We start from the raw sequence: 19,039 nt of genomic DNA on the forward strand, positions 1-19,039 counted from the left end.
ATTATATGAATCGTGTAACACTCGCTCTCTTGACATGTCTTCTGCTCACAAGCGGAGGCTCAGCCAATCAATTGGATACCGCCGAGCGATTGTCGCTGGATCTGAATAAGGTCTCTCTCACTTCAGTGATCGCAATGCTTGCTGATCAATACAAGCTCAACATAGTCATTTCCGGCGCGCTCGAAGGGGAAGTCTCTTTGCGACTTGACAGCGTGAGTCTTGCAACTGCTCTCGACGCAATTCTCTCTTCAAACGGGTATCGTTATTACATCAACGACGATGTAATTATTATCTCCGACGGAGAATCAACCTCTACCAATGAACTTGTTTCGCGTGTCATCAGACTTAACTACCTCGAGCCCGAAGCCGCCCAGAAGGCATTACTGCCCCGACTCTCAGGCCGCGGCTCGGTTGTTATCCTCTCCCAACAAGCCGAGGAAACTGCTGCCGATGTGAGTCGTTTTACTTCCAACAGAATTGTTATCACCGACTATGCAACAGTCATAGACGGTCTCAGCGGTTTCATTGACGATATGGATAGACCCGAACGGACAGTTCTTATCGAATGCAAAATAATCGAAACGAAGCTCGACTCGAATGATAAACTTGGATTTATATGGCCAAGCCAAACCAGCGCGACAATCAGCGGCGCGGGTTCTTCGGCCAGCTCTGGCGGGACTACTACCGTAGGGAAAAGCGCCGCAGAGTATGATCTCGAGTCCGAAAGCTGGACATGGGGAAAGCTCTCAGTCGGTCAGGTCTCGCTGGTGTTGGATTTCCTCAAGCAAAACGGAAAAAGCAAACTCATCTCAAATCCTCGCATTACTGCTACCGAAAATCATGAATCTGAAATAAAAGTCTCAACGATTATCCCGATCCAGACGCTCAACCGCTTTTCCGAAGGAGCAGTAATTCAAGACATTGTCAGTTTTCAGGATCAAGAGGTTGGGATTTCTCTCAAAGTAACTCCGCGAATTAATGAAGAAGGCAAGATAACGCTCGATGTCTTTCCTCAAATAGAAGATATTATCGGATTCACTGGCCCCGCCAACAACCAGCGGCCTATCACGGCATCGCGCTCTATACGAACACGAATTACCGTTAACGACGGTGAGTCTGTCGCTTTGGGCGGTCTACTGAAAGAAGATGACATCAAAAGGGTATCACGCGTGCCATTGCTCGGCCACATACCGATCTTGGGACGTCTGCTCTTTACCAATACGAGCACAGAGAAATCGACGACCGATTTGATAATTTTGATAACGCCAAGAATCGTTCAGTAGCTAACGGCAATACATCCACTTGCGCGACCGACTGAAGACCATCTGCAATGTAAAGAGTATCATTCCGAAATCGAAAAGCAAGGCTTTCCATGCGCTGCCTGTCGCCGCTTTTGATGCCTTAAAACATCCGCAATCGATACTAAGTCCGCGCTGAATAGCTGATGCCAGAGCGGCAATAAATACAAGCGTCAGCAAATTAGCCCATAGAACCGACCCTCGGTACCATATCCCAAAAATCAATCCCAGTCCAAGAAACAATTCCAACCATGGCAGAATGAGCGCCATAACATTTATCGTATTTCCCAGCACAAGGTGATAAAACCAGATGGATTTTGCAAACGCGCCCGGTTCAACAATTTTATATATGGAAGAATAAATAAAAATCCCGCCGATAAGCAGTCGAGAGAACATGGTCAGATAATCGTTGTCTATTATTCGACGCATTCAGCCCTCTTTTCAAGCGTCAATCCGACCTTGGCCCACTCTCTCGCCCCTCCAAAAAATATCGAGACGCCCGTATAACCTTCCTGCTGAAGATTCCGCGCCAGATGAAGCGACAAATCACACTCTTCACCCGAGCAAAAGACGATCATAAGGCGCTCTTTCGAGACCTGGGCTAATGTTGAATCAAAGTGAACTCCTAAATCTCCCTCAGGCAGATAGTCAAAGGGAATATGAATTGAGCCGGGGATTGTTCCGCAGTTGAATTCGGCCGTATCACGGGCATCGACAAAAAGCGAGGTTTTAGCCGTGAATTCCATCTGTGCAACACTGATATCAATAAATGGCGGGTCTCCCTCTTGTGCCGAAGGCGGCACTATCGGCCCTTCTCCTGTCAACAATTCGCGGTAATCGCCTACAACATCGATTTTGTTGGGGGAAACAAGATTGATACCCAAGCCGAAGGCCGAGGAGATTAGAAAAAGATAAATAGCCTGCTTAAGCATTGTGTCGGCTCACTGGTTTCGTATTCCGGCTGGTCCTCATTCCCCCATTATACTGCGAACCAGCAGAACGGTCGCATAAATCTTTAGTCATGCAGGTGAGCGGATTCAGCTTCAAAACTAATTAGCGTCATCATCGCTACTGCCGTGAGCAGCAGCAGCAGATTAATCAGGCGGTTTTTACGCGAATGAAAAGCCTCTGGCAGGAGTTCTCCGGTGGCAATATAGAGAAAAGTGCCAGTTGCTATTCCGGTAAGGGGGTGGATAAACACCGCATATTGCTCCCCCAACAACGGAGCTATCACCAACGCGCCAATTGGTGTCATCGCCGCAAACAGCAAAACAAACAGAAATATTTTTGAACGAGGAATTGCCGCAAGGTTCAAAAGCGACCCCAGCGCAAAAGCCTCGGACACTTTATGGGTAATTATGGAGATGAAAACTACTTCACCAAGCGCCTTATCCGCTGACCCCACCGCAAGGGCAAAACCATCGAACAAGGCATGCACGGACAATCCAATAAGTGCTGAGATCGACAACACGAAATGGTTATGTTCATACCCTCCATCGCCTCGGCTAAACAGGAACTTCTCAATAAAAAATATCAACAGAAATCCAAAAAGAACAGCGATCCCGGTCTCTTTGGGCAAATCGTGGGACATAACTTCAGGAAGCAGGTGGACAAAAACGGCTCCGAGAAACACTCCGGCTCCAATAGCCAAAAACATGTGGAGTGCTTCATCAGACCATCGCCGTACGAAGGGAATCATCCCTCCGACGATAGTGACGAGAAAAAGCAATCCGGTCTGTTGCAAAAGCTCACTATTCATAGGAACCGAAAAGAAGAGGCTTGGGCTGTATCAGTCAAGCAAAATTGACGCCCCAAAATAAAAAAGCGGAACTTACGGTGTATCTGTAAGTTCCGCCGTTTTGTCCTTATGCGGCTGCGCCATCAGCCTGTAGTCTGGGAAAGCAGGCTCGTCAGTCGCTGCTCAGGCCGGTGCCCCGTCTCGGGTACGTGGATTGACTACCACATACTGGCCGGAAAGTATCTTTCCTACAACCGAAACGAATTTGTTCGGAGCCAAGACCTGCAGGCCATAGAGGTTCCAGCAGTCTTTGTTTTTCCCCGGGACGTGTCTCTCGATCTCTTTTCTCCTTGGCATAATCATCTCCCTATTTCTGGTGTGAACGTAGTGTGCGTTAGTTACCAAAAATGTACTCGCTGAATAGCAGATATAGGGGACCTGAATTCGTAGAGAAATTACCACCTCCTCGGATTAGCTGACCATTACCATGTGCGATACACACATCGAGACTATTTCAAAAAAACCGTCTCGGATCATGCGACTCACACACAACTATTGCTTCATACTATATAGGAATTTGACATACAGTCAGGAGATCAGGAGCTTACCTAACTTATTGATAGCCCTATGCTTATAGATATTCACGACTTGTTGCTTGATCCCAAGTTCGTCCGCTATCTGCCGCTCTTTTTTGCCATTGAGAAAGGCTTTTATCACCTGTTTTTGACGTGCCGAGAGCGAGTGATTGATATGCCACTGCAGTCGGCTGTGAAATGAGTCGAGCCTCGCCTTCCCGGGACTTTCTTCTCCGGCTTTATAATACGCCGAGTTTTCATTCGAAAACGACTCAAGAAAGAGCCGATCGACTAAGACCTCTGCAAATTCAAATTCCTTGCGAGCCATGGCATGTCAATATATTAATAACTGAGCTTATGTTGATCCCGAATCTTGTCGAGTTCCGAAAGGGTAATTGCGAACTTCTGCGCGGTTTCATCCCGTATCTCACTTACTGCTACCTTGTTTTCATAGACAGAAAGATCTTTGGGGAGCGACTCAAAGCGCTGCTTGTAAAAGCCAAGAATCTGCGCATGCTTGTTTTCTGAGGCCGTTGGTTCAGGTTTCCTTGCAGCCTGCTTGCTAGCCGATTTTTTATACTGGACCGCCAGCCGGGCCAGCGAATCGATCGTCTGATCTTTCGACATAATGACCTCGCCCAGCGAATCGATGCCCCGGGAAAATACCTTCGACACCTCGCTCAATGAATCAGACAAGGTTCGCTTTGTGAACTCAAGCGAGTCATTCGCCGCTTCCATTGATTGCTCAAGAGCCGATGTTTTTTCTATCCCTTTGACAAATCCCTGCCGGTAGGCATTTTTGTTATCATCGGCATGCCTGACTGATTGAAAGTAATTGACGCCGAAAATAATTATAAGTAGTGCCAGCGCTATTAAAGCTTTTTTCACCACACTCTCCTCCGTTTTGGGAAAAAGTGTACAGGTGGAAGATTATTCAGTCAAGTTTGAACATCAAGAGAAATCTATATACATCATGACCCGTCATTGTCATCCCCTTCACAATGTCATTCCAGCGGACGCTGGAATCCAGGGTAAATAAGCGTGCAGGCCATCTTTGGCCTGCACCACATTACCGGACACCGCGTCCCACACGAATATATCGTGGCTGGTATACGTACTTGTGCACCAGCTTACCTTTAATGAGTCGTTGTGAGGAGCGGCTTCCGAGACGCGACGCGGCAATCGCAGTTCCATTCCGTGGCTGGTATACATCCTCGTGCACCAGACACTTTTGAACTGAACAAACTTTACAACCTATACGACCAGCATCCACCCGCTACAAATCCTCAGTCGCTTCTTCCTCAAGCTCTTTCAGCGAGAGATGCTCTTTTTTGAGATAGTAAAAACCCAACAGGGTAATCGGAATGTACTGCGCGGCATGGAGCACAAGCGCAAATGAAAGCGCCTGCTCAGCAGAAATTTTATAAATGCTCAAAGTTAGCGTGACCGCGGCATGATACACCCCGATGAAGCCGGGCGATGACGGAATCAGAATTGAGAGCGAGACTGTCACAAGCAGGACAAACGACGCCGAAAGCGGGAGATCGAAATTGAACGCTAAAAAAACAAAATAGTTGGATACTCCCATCACCAGCCAGATAAAAGCTGTCTGAACTCCCACCCCGGCCAATTTCTTAGGGCTTTTTATAAATTCAAAACCCCGAGAAAACTTAATGATTGTGCTCTCAACTCTTTCCTTCATTCCTGAAGGCAGGAATGGCAGATAGCGCACGATAAGCTTTCCGGACTTGGCCGGCTTCATTGCCAGCACGAGCATGAACAAAATACCCGCAAAGGCTACAGAGAGCGCCAGCACAAGTCCGAGATTGAACTTATTTCCAAGAATAGGATGGGCGATTGTAAACACGCCGCCAAAAATGATGAGCAAAGCGACCAGATCGAAGACCATTCGCTCGACAAATATTGTCGCAAGCGACGCCGATTTGGTTACCTCTTTATCCTGATTGGAAATCGAATAGGCACGGACGAATTCACCCAGCCTCAACGGAAGAACATTATTGGCCATAAAACCGATGCAGGTTGCCGAGAGCAGTTTTCTATAGGCGACAACTTTAATTGGAGACATCATAATCTGCCAACGGTACGCTCGCTGGTACATGGTGAACACAATCAATGCGATGTTTGGGATGAGCCAGTAATAATTGGCTTCTTTAAGCGCCCGCCCAAGTTCTTTGAGATTTATATTATAAAATAAACCCCAGAGAAAAATGATGGAAATAGCTCCGCCGACAATGAGATAGAACATTTTTTTATCGCGTTGATTCATACCGCTCGTTTTGCATCCCTGCTACCCGCATCAACAATGTTTCAAACTTTTTGGCCGCACTGTCCCAATTAAATGTCTCGGCCCATAAAAGTCCACCCTGTTCGAGCCTTTGCCGATACGCGCTATCTTGGAGAACTTTGAGCAACGTATCCGTCAACTGCTGGATGTTACCATACTCGTACAACAGTCCAGATTCATTATCTTTGACTGAGTCGCGCAGGCCCGGGGTATTGGCCGCAACAGCCACAGTCCCCACAGAATTGACCTCGATATTGGTCAATCCCCAGCCCTCCTTGAGCGATGGCAATACTGCGGCATGGGCGCGGCGCATTCGCTCGACCTTATTTGCAAGAGTGACAAAGCCTGGAAAGTCAACTGATGCCTCCAATCCGAGGGAACGAGTCAGAGCTTTTAGTTCACCAAGATAGTCGCCGCTACCGACAACCATGAGTCGCGCCTCAGGAAGTTGCTTCTTTACGCCGGCAAAGGCAGTAATAAGATGCTGAATCGATTTATATTTCTTTATGCGACCAAGGTACAATAATGTCGGCTGCTCATATTTTTTCACTGCGGGATCATAAGAATAAATAGTCCGGTCAACACCGCAATGAATTACGGACACATCCTCGTTGGGTATACCTCTCGCAATTATATCCTCGGCTGTCGATTCGGAGATGACATTGATCTGCCGTCCCTTGTACACTTTCGCAAATGGCTTTTCTGCAAGGTAGACGTAGGTCGCAAGCACAGGATTTACCTCATGGTAAACAGTCGTAGCGAAAAGATGCGGAACAACCACAAGTGTCTTGATATCCAAATAGAGCGGAGTATAAAAAGGAATCTTATTAATGTCTTCCACAAGGACGTCAAAATTGCCAGTCTTGACCAGTTTTCGCAGATGAATGGGCGCAATCAGATTGAAATGGTACCTGTTCCCCCTCCTGATAATCCTGATTCCTTCTATAGTTTCCTCCGGCAGACATCCCTTCCAACCTGAGCAGAAAAGTGTAACCGCGTGTCCATACTGTACAAGCCGTCGGAGCAATTCCTCAAGGTGGACTTCTGCCCCGCCGCCGAATGGATTTTTTAAATCATTCCAATTCAGCGCGAGAATATTCACTGGGAATCCCCTTGTGACTGACGCAGTAGGGTTGAATCGGCTCTTAGAGCTTCAAGAGCGCCATTTATCTCGACATCTCTGGGATTAAACAACATCCAGGTCTCAAGCGTTTTCATAATGCCCGAATAGTCTGACGTGGCAACATATATACGAATTAACTCATCAAGAGCCGGGCGATACGATGATTCATCTTTGATCAACGCTTCAAGCTCCTCTTTTGCTTCACTAACCTTGCCGTTCTGGCGATACGCCGATGATATAATTATCGTCAAATTCCTCTTGTCCTCAATTTGTGTCGTCGCGCGAAGCCGCAATAAACCGTCAATATTCGCAGCTTCGGCGTACAGCGTTGCAAGGTAATCAACAGCATCACTCGCATACGGAATCTTTTCAACGGTGAACTCAACAAACTCGGTTGCGCCTTTTATATCGCCTGCCCGACGCAAGGAATCTGCGGTCATAAGCATCCCATTGGAGATATTGGAAGTAACCTTCATCGTGACATCATCTTTATAAACCGTCGGATCATTAAGTCCCCGGTATGCCATTTGTCCTGAATCTGAAAAGAGGAAAAGCGAACGATCAACATTCACCGTCATCTGACTGCCGCTTTGCTTCAGCCGGAATACCATACCGTTCACCTCAAGCAGTGAGTCGATCTCCTTGCCGTTGAACTTCCGTGACCCGCCGCCAACTGTGACTGAAAAGTTCACCGGCCGATCATTGTCGCTTACCAGGATAGCGTCTATCACTTGGTCCTGAACCCGGAATATGCGACCGTCTGGGTATCTATAAGGCGTCAACTTGTCTATCTGTTCATCAGTCCATCCAAGGTCAACCCCCATATAATCGCGAATCTGTTTTATATACCAATCGGTATTGGCAAGCGAGAGATTGACATTTCTCACATCCTTTCTCACCCCGAAAACTTCCTGCAGGCACCACAGCGGAAAGGTATCATTGTCACCCGCGGTGAAAAGCACCGCATCCTTGTCGGCCGAGATGAGAATATTCCAGGCATAATCGAATGCTATATAATTGTTCGACCTGTCACAGACATGGTAATTGGCCGCGACTGCGTAAACCGGAAGAAGGAAAACAACAGAAGCGGCGGCCGTTATAAGTTTTCTTATTGAGGTATTGAAATTCACACACGCCCCCCGAATTGCGGATACCATTGCGGACAACCCAAGTCCTATAGCCAAACCGAAAAAGAGAAATGTCGGTGTGAAAAAATAATCACGGTCGCGCACTTCGAGATAGTCATCCCCCGTTTGCGGATCGATCCGTGTGCCGTCCGCAAAGTTCATGTACAATATTAACCCGACTGATGACAGTATCAATAGTAACGTCATGAGCAGACCATTCTCTGGTTTTCGTCGAACCGCCTGCCATATTCCAAAGCCGCCAATCAAGAATAAAGCAAGAAAGTGTACTCCGCCAAGTCCGTACTGTTTGCTAAAAAATGCCCAGAATCCCATCCGTTGATGAATACCGAACTGATTTGACCACTCTGCCCGACGTTCGAACATACGGTCTATCATCGACTGTGACCCGTATTGTTTCCTCTCGATAAAATTGACCGTTGCGGCAAAGCTCTGCGATGGATTGTTCTGATTAATGTAGGGATGTTCCGCCGAACGTATGGAAATGAACAGATGGACAGAAAAGCCAACCGCCCCCATGAGAATAAGAAGTATCCCTTCCTTCCACCCGGGTGTTTTCTTCCACACCCCTAAAACACCAAGCGTCAATGCGCCGAAGAACATGGCGTAGAGAAACGGAACAACCCCAATGACCACCGCCGAAACTGCGATAACGGCAATGAGTATCGGCACGTTTATATAGCGCAAAAACATCACCCCCAGAACTATGACCAAAAGAACCGCGCACAAAAGAAATGCCTCGTATCCGCGTATCGGAAGATACGTAACTATGGCGAGCGTAATAGACACAAGACTTACAATTGAGACCACAGTAATTGGGTGCGAATCCGCATTAGACTCAGTGCGGTTCGACCGGAGTCCAATCAGTTGTTTCACACTCAGCAACCCAAGTACAACCACCGCCCCTCCGCCAATCCAATTGAACCCTGATTGAAATTGAGGCAGTCTGCCTGAGATGGAAAAGAGCAATGGCGCAAGAGAAACAGCGAAGAGCGCGGCGTATACCAAAAGTATGCGCGGCTGCTGGGCAAGCGAAAGCAGATACAATGAGACGAGTATAAACCCTGCCGCAACCGGAATCAAAGGGGATACCTCTCCCGGGCGTGACGAAAGAGCAAAGATCAAATAAAGACCAACCGCGATACTTCCGGCAACCACAAACCAGGCCTTGGGCGGCGTCTCCTTGCTAAAAATAAAAAAAAGGGCGATAATAGGGAAGATCAGAAATGTCGTCATATGAACGCCCACTCCCAGCACCGCAAGAAAAACTATCAAGGCCATCAGTTTTGTCGCATGCGAATTGTTTCGATTTTCCAAATAAATGAGCGTAAGCCACACGATAAGCATCATGATGAGCATCGCCATCCCATAGACCTCGGTCTCAACTGAATTGTTCCACTGGGTTAATCCAAATGCCATAAAGAATGCCCCCGAAGCCGCGCCAGTATAGAGCAACACTCTCATCGCGAGGCTGCTGGTCTCCTCAAACAATGTCCGCCCGATGCGGACTGCTATCAGATAGCCGACCATCGCCGCAAAGGCGTTACAGAGCACAGAGAGAAAATTCACCCTGGCCGCAATATCGTCAAAGAGCGGAATAATAGAAAAAAGCCGGCCAATCAGAATATACAGCGGCGTTCCGGGAGGATGGGGTATACCAAGAATATAGCTTGTGGCGATAAACTCACCGCAGTCCCAAAAGGAAACTGTGGGAGCCATTGTCAACAGATAAACAATAAAAACAGTCAAACAAACAAAAGCGGCCACTGCCGCATTTATCGGATCAACAGAACGGTCGAACAATTTCACCAGTCACTAATCCTGTATATACTCGTAACTCTTCTCCGCATGTCAACTACTATATGACTGCCGGAATTAAAGACCGCTAATATATGGATTTGTGGGCATCTGTAAAGAGAAGGAATATCGTCAACCGATTACCGGACAGTCCTACTCAGCGGCAGGCTTCTGCTGCAACTCAAAGTTTCGTGCGAATTTATCAAGAATACCATTGATAAACGAGGATGACTCTGCGGTGGAAAACTTCTTGGCGAGTTCAATTGCCTCATTAATTGCCACTTTCACTGGCGTGTCTGGCAAATCCCGAATTTCCACCATAGCCATCCTGAGAATATTCCGATCAATATTCGCGATACGATTTATATCCCAGTTTGTCGCAAGAGCAGAAATATGTCCGTCGGCCCATTCTTTATGCTGTAACACCAAGCGAAATAACTGATGCGCAAATCCGAGCGTTTTTTCGCTCAGTGATTCATCGTCAACAACCGAACGGATAATATCCTCCGCAGCTATTCCGCTTACATCCTCGGCGTAAAGTCCTTTTAGTACCAGTTCGCGCGCCAAACGGCGTGGAGAATCATTCACCTTTTGCATCCAATTCTTTATAAACAGAAATCATTTCCATCGCAGCCATTGCGGCATCCCATCCTTTGTTGCCAGCTTTTGCCCCAGAGCGCTCAATCGCCTGTTCGAGCGTGTTGGTTGTAATGACTCCGTTAATAACGGGTATTGTGCCGCTCAACGCAACCTTTGCTATTCCATTTGAAGCCGCACCGGCCACATAGTCAAAATGTGGTGTTGCCCCTCGTATAACAGCCCCAAGACAGATTAGCGCATCGTATTTCCTGCTCTGAGCCATTTTCTGCGCCATCGGCGGTATTTCAAATGCTCCCGGAACATAGACAACAGAAATTGCATTGTCATCCGCCCCATGCCTAACCAAACAATCATGTGAGCCTTCGAGCAGTTTATCGGTAATGAAATGATTAAAACTGCTGACCACGATTCCAAACCGATAACCCGATGCATTAAACGAGCCTTTAATGACTTTCACTTTCTCTTCCAATCTTCACTTTCTCTTCTCTTAGTCTTGTAGCGATTCCGCCAACGGTTCGCCGCAGGCGAACGGTTCAGCGATTTCTTGGGCCACTGTCCCTCCCGCTAATGTCATACCGACGAAGGCCGGTAACCAGGGTTAATCATCGTGCAGGCCGTCTTTGGCCTGCACCACATTATCGGACACTCCCACCCGCACGAAACCATTCGTGGCTGGTGTACGTCCTCGTGCACCAGCAAATTCTTCCGCCCCGTCATTGCGAGGAGTCCCGTTTCAGACGGGACGACGCGGCAATCTCATGCCTGTCCGCTGTGGCGGATTCTCTTTCTGTCATTCCCGCGGAAGCGAGAAACCAGGCTTAATCATCGTGCAGGCCGTCTTCGGCCTGCACCACCTTACGCCATCACCCCTTCCTCAAATCCAGCAAATGCCCCATCTTATCCCGCTTAACCTCAAGATACCGATGATTAAAAGTTGTCGGATCAATTTGTATCGGCACTCGTTCACTCACTGCTATCCCATATTGCTGTAGTCCCGAAATCTTATTCGGATTATTGGTCAGCAACCGTACCGAAATAATTCCCAAATCATTCAATATCTGAGCGGCGGTCGTGTAGTTACGGAGATCGGCTCTGAATCCAAGGTCTGTGTTTGCCTCGACCGTATCACGACCCGTGTCCTGTAACTGGTAAGCCAAAATCTTATTGGCCAAACCTATCCCCCGTCCCTCTTGCCGCATATATATGACCGCACCCACACCTGTTTCCTCTATCTGCCTCATGGCCGACTCAAGTTGGGCTCCGCAATCACAGCGGCACGACCCAAGCACATCTCCTGTAAAACAACTCGAATGTATCCGCGTCAGAATATCCACCCCTCCATTGACTGTCCCTTTTGTAAGCGCAAGATGGTCCTCGTTATCGATATCCGAATGATACGAATGCAGAATGAAATCACCATGCTTTGTCGGCAGACTCACACTGGCCTTTCTGCAGACAAGTTTCTCATGCTTGCTCCGATAACTGATAAGATCATCAATGGTAATAATACAAAGCCCGAATCTCTCTGCTACTTCCATGAGTTTGGGTACTCGCGCCATCGAACCATCACTATCCATTATCTCACACAGGACACCGATAGGCTTGCACCCGGCAAGCTTAGCCAAATCGACCGCGGCTTCGGTATGACCAGCCCGGGCCAAAACGCCCCCATCGACAGCCTTGATTGGGAATATGTGCCCGGGACGTCCGAGCGCTTCCGGTTTAGTCGATTCATCGGCCAACATGCGAATTGTCAAAGCGCGATCGAATGCCGAGATTCCGGTGCTTGTCCCCACCAGAGCATCAACTGAAACAGTAAACCGCGTCCCGAGTTTAGCTGTGTTATGATCGGTCATCGGCTGCAGATGCAAAGCATCGAGACGCTCTTGCGGCATTGCCACGCATATTAGACCGCGACCATGAGTGGCAAAAAAGTTGACAGCCTCAGGAGTGACCATCTCAGCCACCATTATAAAGTCCCCTTCGTTCTCACGGTCTTCATCGTCAACAACGATTACTGGCTTCCCTCGCTTTATCGCTTCGAGTGCCTGCTCGATTGTACCGAAACGAATATCTCTGCCCATACTACAGCCGCTTTCTATGAGTTTCGCCTGAAGCATTTTTCCCTCTTTTTGGTTGGAAGACTTCAGGATGTATTTTGCCAACAGATCAAATTCAAGATTAACTTCGGAGCCATTGCCGAGACCTGCAAGATTTGTATGTACGGATGTATACGGAATCAGATTTACACTGCACATGTTTCCGATCGCTCTATTCACCGTCAGCGAAACTCCGTTGATGCAGACCGAACCCTTGTCGACAATTAAATGCTCGAAAGCAGAATCGAATGAACATTCCAATTCAAGAGATTCGCCTACTGGCCGGATCGAACATACGCGACCGGTCGTATCTACATGACCCGAGACAAAATGTCCTCCAAGTCGGTCGCCCACACAAAGGGATCGCTCAAGATTTATCGACTGTCCAATCTGATAATTACCGATTATAGTTTTCTGCAATGTCTCCTGGGATACCTCGACCGTAAAACCATGCAAAGTTTTTTCAACCACTGTCAGGCAAACCCCATCACACGCGATTGATTCACCGAGCGAAATCTCAGGCAAACCAATTTGCGTCTCGATTGTCAATATTTTGTAATTACTTCGCGAAATCAATTGCGTGAGTTTCCCGATATCTTCGATAATGCCTGTGAACATACCTATCTCCTCCGCTGCGGGTAGCCGATAAAAAGACTGTCCCTGCCGCATAATTCAAAATGTCCTTCAGAAAAACGAACCGCCTTTACAATCGAGGCTATCCCCAGATCACCCAGAGATTCCTTCCCCGTGCCAATCACTATCGGCGCCGTAAACTGAAAGTATTTGTCCACAAGCTGTTCTTTCCAAAAAGATGTCGCGAGCGTCGCCCCCCCTTCGACCAAAAGAGAACGAAAACCGAACTCCTTGGCCCTAAACATGAACTCATGAAGATTAAGTCGGCCTGCGCCAATCGTCCCGACTTCCCACAGCATTACCTGCGGTTTCTTTCTCTGCTTCAGAAACAGTTCGATTGAGTCAGCCGATGATACAAGAATCGTTTTGAAATCCTTGTTCTCTTGGACTAATCGGGAATGCTTTAGCGACACCAGATTGTTAGACAAAACTATTCGGTAAGGATTCTTCCCCTTCACATGCCGTACGGTAAGTGATGGGTCATCCGCTGTTACGGTGCCGCTCCCCACAATGATCGCATCGCACTCTGCCCGAAGTTGATGGCCGTAGTGGCGAGAGCGCTCACCAGATATCCACATCGACTCCCCGCTTAATGTCGCGGTTCGGCCATCGAGTGTCTGAGCCGATTTCAAAACAACAAAAGGTCGCCTAAGTTTTTGTGACATGAGATATGGCTCGTTGATTTTCGATGCTTCGGCGGCAAGCACTCCAAGGTTAACTTCGACCCCAGCCTCCGTCAGCCGCTTAATACCTCTTCCTTTGACCCGCCTGTCTGGATCAATTATCGCGACCACAACTCTCTTTATTCCGGCCTCGATTAGCGCATCGGTACATGGGCCGGTGCGGCCAGTGTGCGAACATGGCTCAAGTGTGACATAGATTGTTGCCCCACTCAGCGATTCCCCCAACTTCTTTGCTTTGTTTATAGCGATTACTTCAGCATGGTCAATTCCAGATTGCCCATGAAACCCCTCGGAAATAATCTCGTCTTCCTTGACAATGACTGCCCCAACCAAAGGATTTGGCGAAGTCCTCCCCTTGGCCCGAATAGCCAATTCTAAGGCGCGAGTCATAAATTTTTCATCTGCCGTGACGGCCATAAAAAAACCCCAATAGTGAACTTCGGGGTATACACAAACAGACAAAGCACCAAACAGAGCTTTTCTGCATAAACCTTCTTCCATCCGGACTGTTGCCGTCGGCGCCTGAGTTTCACAAGCTCAACCAGTGTTTTGCTGGTTCGCGGGCTGTTACCGCCGATCGAGGAATTTCACCTCACCCCGAAGATTTCTCTTAGTATATATAGTGACATCGTATGAAGGCAATCGTTTTGTTGCTATCATGCCGCTTTGCCGTCCTGTGAAAGACAGCGGGCCGTGAATCCAAAAAAGAGAATCTTCTCGGCTTTGTATCAGAAACCTATTGGTTTTCTACCATACTTTGCTTGATAACTTTTGTAAGTAAAGCTTTCAGTTACAGCTCTAATATATTGTCGTACATATGCTTCCTAAAACTATCCTTAGCCTCGGCATTGACCTTGCATCAGTTCTCAAGCTGAGAGGGTCTATGTTGTTTTTGATCTAAGTACGAAGGGAGAATTGTCATGAATAAACGTAAATCAAACTTTGCCTTTTTTGCGCTGCCTCTGATTGCGCTCGCCTTAGCAGTCGGCTGCTCAAAAGATACGACAACTCTTTTTACCAGTAACTCTATTGACCCTGAAGATTACTTCCCGCTTCAGACCAGATACACTACCCATTTTGATGTCCGCGAATATAACGGAAACATGCAAGAGCTTACCTTCCAAGTCGGCTCTCCTGTTTCCGTCGCGGGCCAACCCGGCTATCAATGGCTTGTGAACAGCTCAAATGGCGGCTACGACACCAGCTATTTTGTGGCTACGGAATCTGGGCTTTACCTTTATGGCAGCCTCTCCTCAATACCAGAACAAATTCTATCATTTCCGCTTGAAACCGGCGCGTCATGGAACCGATACGAAAGTTTTTCTGGCGACAACGCTGGGGATGAGACTAATGGCGGAGGAACTACAAACGGCGGTCTGAAAGACATAATCGACGGAGAGCAGGAAAATCAGGGCTTCAAAGATTCTTCTGATGCGGGAATAGCTTCGAGTTATAACTTTCCGACCGATGGCGCAAATACTCTCACCAAAGAAAGCATCGAAGAGGTTGCGTTGAAAAATGGCACAAAATTCAGCGAATCGATCAAGATTAAAAATGCCGGCTCAGATGGCTACAACTACTATTGGTTTGCTCCCGGCATCGGTTTGGTGAAATATATAATCGGGACTTCAGAGAACAACAGCGCCAACGGCCGCACCGTCGGCGAAATCTCTCACTACTAAGACAGCGCTCACGCCCGTGCGCCAACTAAGCTTTGTCACCGTCATTGCGGGCCGAGCCTTCTTAGGCGAGGCGTGGCAATCTCATATTCTCCAATATTTGTAGGTCAGTCCGCCGTGGCGGACTGACGTCCTTTCTTCGTCTTCTAGCGAGTCTGCCGCGCCTGCCCGCTGGGCGGGGCGGACTGCACCACATTGTTGTTACACTAATCTGTCAATCGGCACAACTCGCTCGGAATTCTTGAAATGTGTTTTGGCCACTTTTGGCAACACCGACAACCCGTATCGAGCCACAAGCTCCCGTCCGGCTGTATCCACCACCGGCGCGGCTCCCTTAGGAATTCTCATTCCGTAATGTTTAGATAGACTAACCATCTCCCGTATAAACGCAGCCCGAGCCAAAATAGATGCCGCGGCCACTTGCGGCAGTTGCTCACCTCGCACTAACTGTTTGAAGCTGATAGCTACTTTGAATTTCGCAAGCTCTGCGCTTATCAAATCTGCTTTCCCAAACTGATCAGAAATAGCCAAACCCGCCGGCGATAACTCATGGGCGCGTCGAATTACTTCAGCGTGGCACCAGGCCAGCAGCTTATTCAGATTTTTAATGCGGCTGTATCGCTCGTTGTATTCTTGGGGAGAAAGAATTAAAATGGCATGCGGAAACTCGCTTCGGAGTTTCTCATCAATACCGAGCAGTTTGGTTTCAGTTATAGTTTTGGAATCACGAACCCCGAGTTCAAGCAGACGCGCAAGTTGGGTTTGTTTTACAGAACAGGCCGCGACAACCAATGGCCCGAAAAAATCCCCTTTTCCTGATTCATCGACTCCGATAATATCAGAGAGAACCGCCACTGTTCAGTTGGCCCGCTCAAGATACGCGCCTGTGCGCGTATCGACCTTGACCTTGTCCCCTTCTTTCACGAATGGAGGAACCCGTACCTCAAGTCCCGATGTCAATTTGGCTGGCTTGGTCACATTCGTCACCGTATCCCCGCGAATCGCAGGCTCGGTTGATATAACTTCCATGATTACCGAGGCCGGCAAATCAATATCGATGGCTTCGTTGTCCAAAAAGTGGACATTATATTCCTGATTCTCCATCAGATACCATCTGGCATCCCCCAAACCATCGACAGGAATCTGAATCTGGTCAAATGTTGTGACATCCATGAAAGCAAATTCTCCAACATTTTCGTAGAGATATTGCATTCTTCGGTTTTCCAAATCGGGCGGTTTGAACGAATCGTTTGAAGAAAATACCTTCTCAATAACGGCCCCGCTTTTGATATGTCTAAGCTTGGTGCGAATTTTCGCGTTGCCTCGGCCCATTTTGAAATGATTGTATTCAACTACACGGTACGGCTGATCATCGACTACTATTGCCAAACCACGTCTAAAATCTGAAACGGTATACATCGGTCCTCCTTAAGAACAGCCCCCAATATAGACATCAGAAAGCCTAATCTCAAGCGCTTTCTCTTGCGATTTTTCAGACTGATGCCGGAGTTTTTAAATGACTATTGGGGTCAGGACGAAGTATTGCCTGTTTGAGGATTATGGTAAATGTGGTCCCGACTGTCTCTTTGGACTCAACCGAAACAGTTCCTCTGTGCAGATCGACTATTTTTGACACAAGCGAGAGGCCAAGCCCGGTTCCGTCAGGACGGCCCGAATAAAAGGGAGTGAATATCTTTGGAATAGTGTCATGCGGAATACCGGCTCCGTTATCAGTAATAGTCAAGCAAACCTTACCATCTCGTGATACGCCCTGAATCCTAATGAGTCCCGATACATTTTTGCATGCCCGTACTGCGTTATCTAGAAGATTTGCAAGCGCTTGTTTGAACAGAATCGAATCTGCGCTAAATATGATTCCCTTTTTCGCCTCTATAACGAATCGAACACCCGAACAATCTGGTCGGATTCTAAACGTCTCGACAGTCTCCGCGATAAGTTTTTCTAATTCTATATCCTCAAGCTCACAATGAAGCGGTTTGGCAAATGAAAGGAATCGGCCGATCATATCCTCGGCCTCCTTTGATTCGGATAAGAGCGATCCGATTGTTCCCAGAAAAGCATCCTCGACCGCATGCCCTTTCTTGAGCAATGTCGCAAAGCCCGCAATCGCGCCAAGAGAATTGCGAATTTGATGGGCAAGCCCCGCGGCCATCTCTCCGAGAGCCGCGAGTCGCTGTTTATGTTCAACTTCTTCGCGAAGCCGGCTTAGTTCTGTGAGGTCATTAAGCATAAGCGCAACGCCAATCACGCTATGCTCGTTATTTCGTATCGGCGAAATTGAAATACCAAGCGAAAGCGCATGTCCCGATTGATGGACAAGCCTCACCTCCTCATAATCGGGATAGGAACCGCGATTGATGCCAGCGCCGATTCGATTCACAATGGCGGGATATTGCGCGAAGTATGAATCGAAGTGCGCTGCATCATCGTTATTGTCGATCAATCCAAGCATTTCCTGCGCGGCTTGGTTGACCGAAATAATCCCGCCCTGAGCGTTCACAGTCACTATTCCCGAAGTAATCGACGTCAACAGAAAGTCATTAATTCTTTCCAGAGATCTCGCCCGTTCGCTTATCTCCGCATTCAGTCTCACCAAAGCGTTCTTGCTTTCAATCAACTCAGATATCATTTGAGAATATTCTTCAACTACCGATTGCGCGTCCGTAGATAAAACGTTGGCCCCCCTCCCGGCACGAATGGCGTGAGCCGCAATCTGCCTGAATGGATTAAATATCGTATTTGAAACAAGAAGATAAATAATCGAAACGAGTATCAAGGCGATACAACCAGCCCATAAGACAATCGAAGCGGAATCTTCAAGCAACGCTAAAAACGGCTCGTCTATCGACATGATCAAGATACCCGGATGCGACGAGACCTGAGTTTTGGATAGATAATAATAGATACTTTGTGCTCCGCGTTTCGGCTCATTGAGTATACCGCCTTGAATCCCCTCTACAATAATCTCGATATCCTCAGTGGAAACGTTCGAAAGATTTTTCGACAAGACCATTTGGGGGCTCTTACCAGCGCCGCCAATAGCATAAGCTGGCACGAACCAGACATTGTGTAGATTGTGCTGTTCTTTGGCTTTTAGCAACAACGAGGCTTGATCGCTGACATTGTCTTCGAGCGTCCGCGAAATAGAGAGAGCCGCTGAACGCAGATCAGCCGTGGTTAGTTGTTTTTTTTCCGTCCTGGCCCGGTAGAGAGTGTAGTTCGAAATAACATTGAGGAATAGCAGCAATCCTATAATGCACAATAATCCAAGATGAACCTCGGATTCAAACTTTGTTTTTGGTCTGTTTATCATAGAGCGTAGTTCATCACGTAATACAGTTGA

The 19,039-nt window shown here is 47.8% G+C and carries 18 protein-coding genes and 1 riboswitch; of the genes, 2 read left to right on the forward strand and 16 right to left on the reverse strand.

Translation table 11 applies throughout. The features are described from left to right. Nucleotides 1-5: 5 nt before the first annotated feature. A complete protein-coding gene (locus SGI97_00515) occupies nucleotides 6-1,283 on the forward strand; it encodes a hypothetical protein (GenBank protein ID MDZ4722385.1) in 1,278 nt (425 codons plus the stop codon). On the opposite strand, the gene SGI97_00520 is transcribed toward SGI97_00515, so the two are convergent. From SGI97_00520 to ribD, 13 genes are all read right to left on the reverse strand, one after another. Continuing rightward, nucleotides 1,284-1,727, reverse strand: coding sequence for a MauE/DoxX family redox-associated membrane protein (locus tag SGI97_00520; GenBank protein ID MDZ4722386.1), 444 nt, complete (start codon nucleotides 1,725-1,727; stop codon nucleotides 1,284-1,286). After that, the gene (locus SGI97_00525) at nucleotides 1,715-2,230 is read right to left on the reverse strand and encodes a rhodanese-like domain-containing protein (GenBank protein ID MDZ4722387.1); all 516 of its coding nucleotides are present in this window, start codon (nucleotides 2,228-2,230) and stop codon (nucleotides 1,715-1,717) included. The genes SGI97_00520 and SGI97_00525 overlap by 13 nt, the downstream gene beginning before the upstream one ends. Before the next feature lie 83 nt (nucleotides 2,231-2,313). Continuing rightward, the gene (locus tag SGI97_00530; protein ID MDZ4722388.1) at nucleotides 2,314-3,057 is read right to left on the reverse strand and encodes a ZIP family metal transporter; all 744 of its coding nucleotides are present in this window, start codon (nucleotides 3,055-3,057) and stop codon (nucleotides 2,314-2,316) included. A gap of 162 nt (nucleotides 3,058-3,219) precedes the next feature. Then, on the reverse strand, nucleotides 3,220-3,393 hold the full coding sequence (locus SGI97_00535) for a hypothetical protein (protein ID MDZ4722389.1): 174 nt from the start codon (nucleotides 3,391-3,393) through the stop codon (nucleotides 3,220-3,222). Between the two features lie 231 nt (nucleotides 3,394-3,624). After that, entirely contained in the window at nucleotides 3,625-3,939 is a 315-nt protein-coding gene (locus SGI97_00540) for a LuxR C-terminal-related transcriptional regulator (protein ID MDZ4722390.1), read from the reverse strand. Between the two features lie 14 nt (nucleotides 3,940-3,953). Continuing rightward, nucleotides 3,954-4,499 carry a hypothetical protein gene (locus SGI97_00545; GenBank protein MDZ4722391.1) on the reverse strand — a complete coding sequence of 182 codons (546 nt, stop codon included), beginning with the start codon at nucleotides 4,497-4,499 and terminating at the stop codon, nucleotides 3,954-3,956. A gap of 388 nt (nucleotides 4,500-4,887) precedes the next feature. Further along, nucleotides 4,888-5,898, reverse strand: coding sequence for a lysylphosphatidylglycerol synthase transmembrane domain-containing protein (locus SGI97_00550; protein MDZ4722392.1), 1,011 nt, complete (start codon nucleotides 5,896-5,898; stop codon nucleotides 4,888-4,890). Continuing rightward, nucleotides 5,882-7,018, reverse strand: coding sequence for a glycosyltransferase family 4 protein (locus tag SGI97_00555; protein ID MDZ4722393.1), 1,137 nt, complete (start codon nucleotides 7,016-7,018; stop codon nucleotides 5,882-5,884). The genes SGI97_00550 and SGI97_00555 overlap by 17 nt, the downstream gene beginning before the upstream one ends. Further along, entirely contained in the window at nucleotides 7,015-9,993 is a 2,979-nt protein-coding gene (locus tag SGI97_00560; GenBank protein MDZ4722394.1) for a DUF2723 domain-containing protein, read from the reverse strand. Before SGI97_00560 ends, SGI97_00555 begins: the two co-directional genes overlap by 4 nt. A gap of 141 nt (nucleotides 9,994-10,134) precedes the next feature. Beyond that, nucleotides 10,135-10,569, reverse strand: a complete 435-nt coding sequence (nusB, locus tag SGI97_00565; GenBank protein ID MDZ4722395.1) for a transcription antitermination factor NusB — start codon at nucleotides 10,567-10,569, stop codon at nucleotides 10,135-10,137. Next, nucleotides 10,562-11,038 (reverse strand): 6,7-dimethyl-8-ribityllumazine synthase, encoded by a 477-nt coding sequence (gene ribE / locus SGI97_00570; GenBank protein ID MDZ4722396.1) that lies wholly within the window; start codon nucleotides 11,036-11,038, stop codon nucleotides 10,562-10,564. The genes nusB and ribE overlap by 8 nt, the downstream gene beginning before the upstream one ends. A 406-nt stretch (nucleotides 11,039-11,444) precedes the next feature. Continuing rightward, on the reverse strand, nucleotides 11,445-13,298 hold the full coding sequence (locus SGI97_00575; GenBank protein ID MDZ4722397.1) for a bifunctional 3,4-dihydroxy-2-butanone-4-phosphate synthase/GTP cyclohydrolase II: 1,854 nt from the start codon (nucleotides 13,296-13,298) through the stop codon (nucleotides 11,445-11,447). Between the two features lie 2 nt (nucleotides 13,299-13,300). Beyond that, nucleotides 13,301-14,497, reverse strand: coding sequence for a bifunctional diaminohydroxyphosphoribosylaminopyrimidine deaminase/5-amino-6-(5-phosphoribosylamino)uracil reductase RibD (ribD, locus tag SGI97_00580; GenBank protein ID MDZ4722398.1), 1,197 nt, complete (start codon nucleotides 14,495-14,497; stop codon nucleotides 13,301-13,303). Further along, nucleotides 14,482-14,605, reverse strand: a riboswitch (FMN riboswitch). Its footprint overlaps the gene before it by 16 nt. Before the next feature lie 311 nt (nucleotides 14,606-14,916). Between ribD and SGI97_00585 the strand changes: the two genes are divergently transcribed. Then, nucleotides 14,917-15,678 (forward strand): hypothetical protein, encoded by a 762-nt coding sequence (locus SGI97_00585; GenBank protein ID MDZ4722399.1) that lies wholly within the window; start codon nucleotides 14,917-14,919, stop codon nucleotides 15,676-15,678. A gap of 198 nt (nucleotides 15,679-15,876) precedes the next feature. Here SGI97_00585 and rnhC read toward each other — a convergent pair whose 3' ends face one another. The 3 genes from rnhC to SGI97_00600 form a co-directional block, all read right to left on the reverse strand. Further along, a complete protein-coding gene (rnhC, locus tag SGI97_00590; protein ID MDZ4722400.1) occupies nucleotides 15,877-16,530 on the reverse strand; it encodes a ribonuclease HIII in 654 nt (217 codons plus the stop codon). Between the two features lie 3 nt (nucleotides 16,531-16,533). Next, nucleotides 16,534-17,094: an elongation factor P gene (gene efp, locus SGI97_00595; GenBank protein ID MDZ4722401.1), complete on the reverse strand. Its 561-nt coding sequence runs from the start codon at nucleotides 17,092-17,094 to the stop codon at nucleotides 16,534-16,536. Between the two features lie 73 nt (nucleotides 17,095-17,167). After that, nucleotides 17,168-19,009 (reverse strand): ATP-binding protein, encoded by a 1,842-nt coding sequence (locus SGI97_00600; GenBank protein MDZ4722402.1) that lies wholly within the window; start codon nucleotides 19,007-19,009, stop codon nucleotides 17,168-17,170. Nucleotides 19,010-19,039: the final 30 nt, after the last annotated feature.

This window comes from Candidatus Zixiibacteriota bacterium (assembly GCA_034439475.1).
Lineage (GTDB): Bacteria > Zixibacteria > MSB-5A5 > GN15 > FEB-12 > JAWXAN01.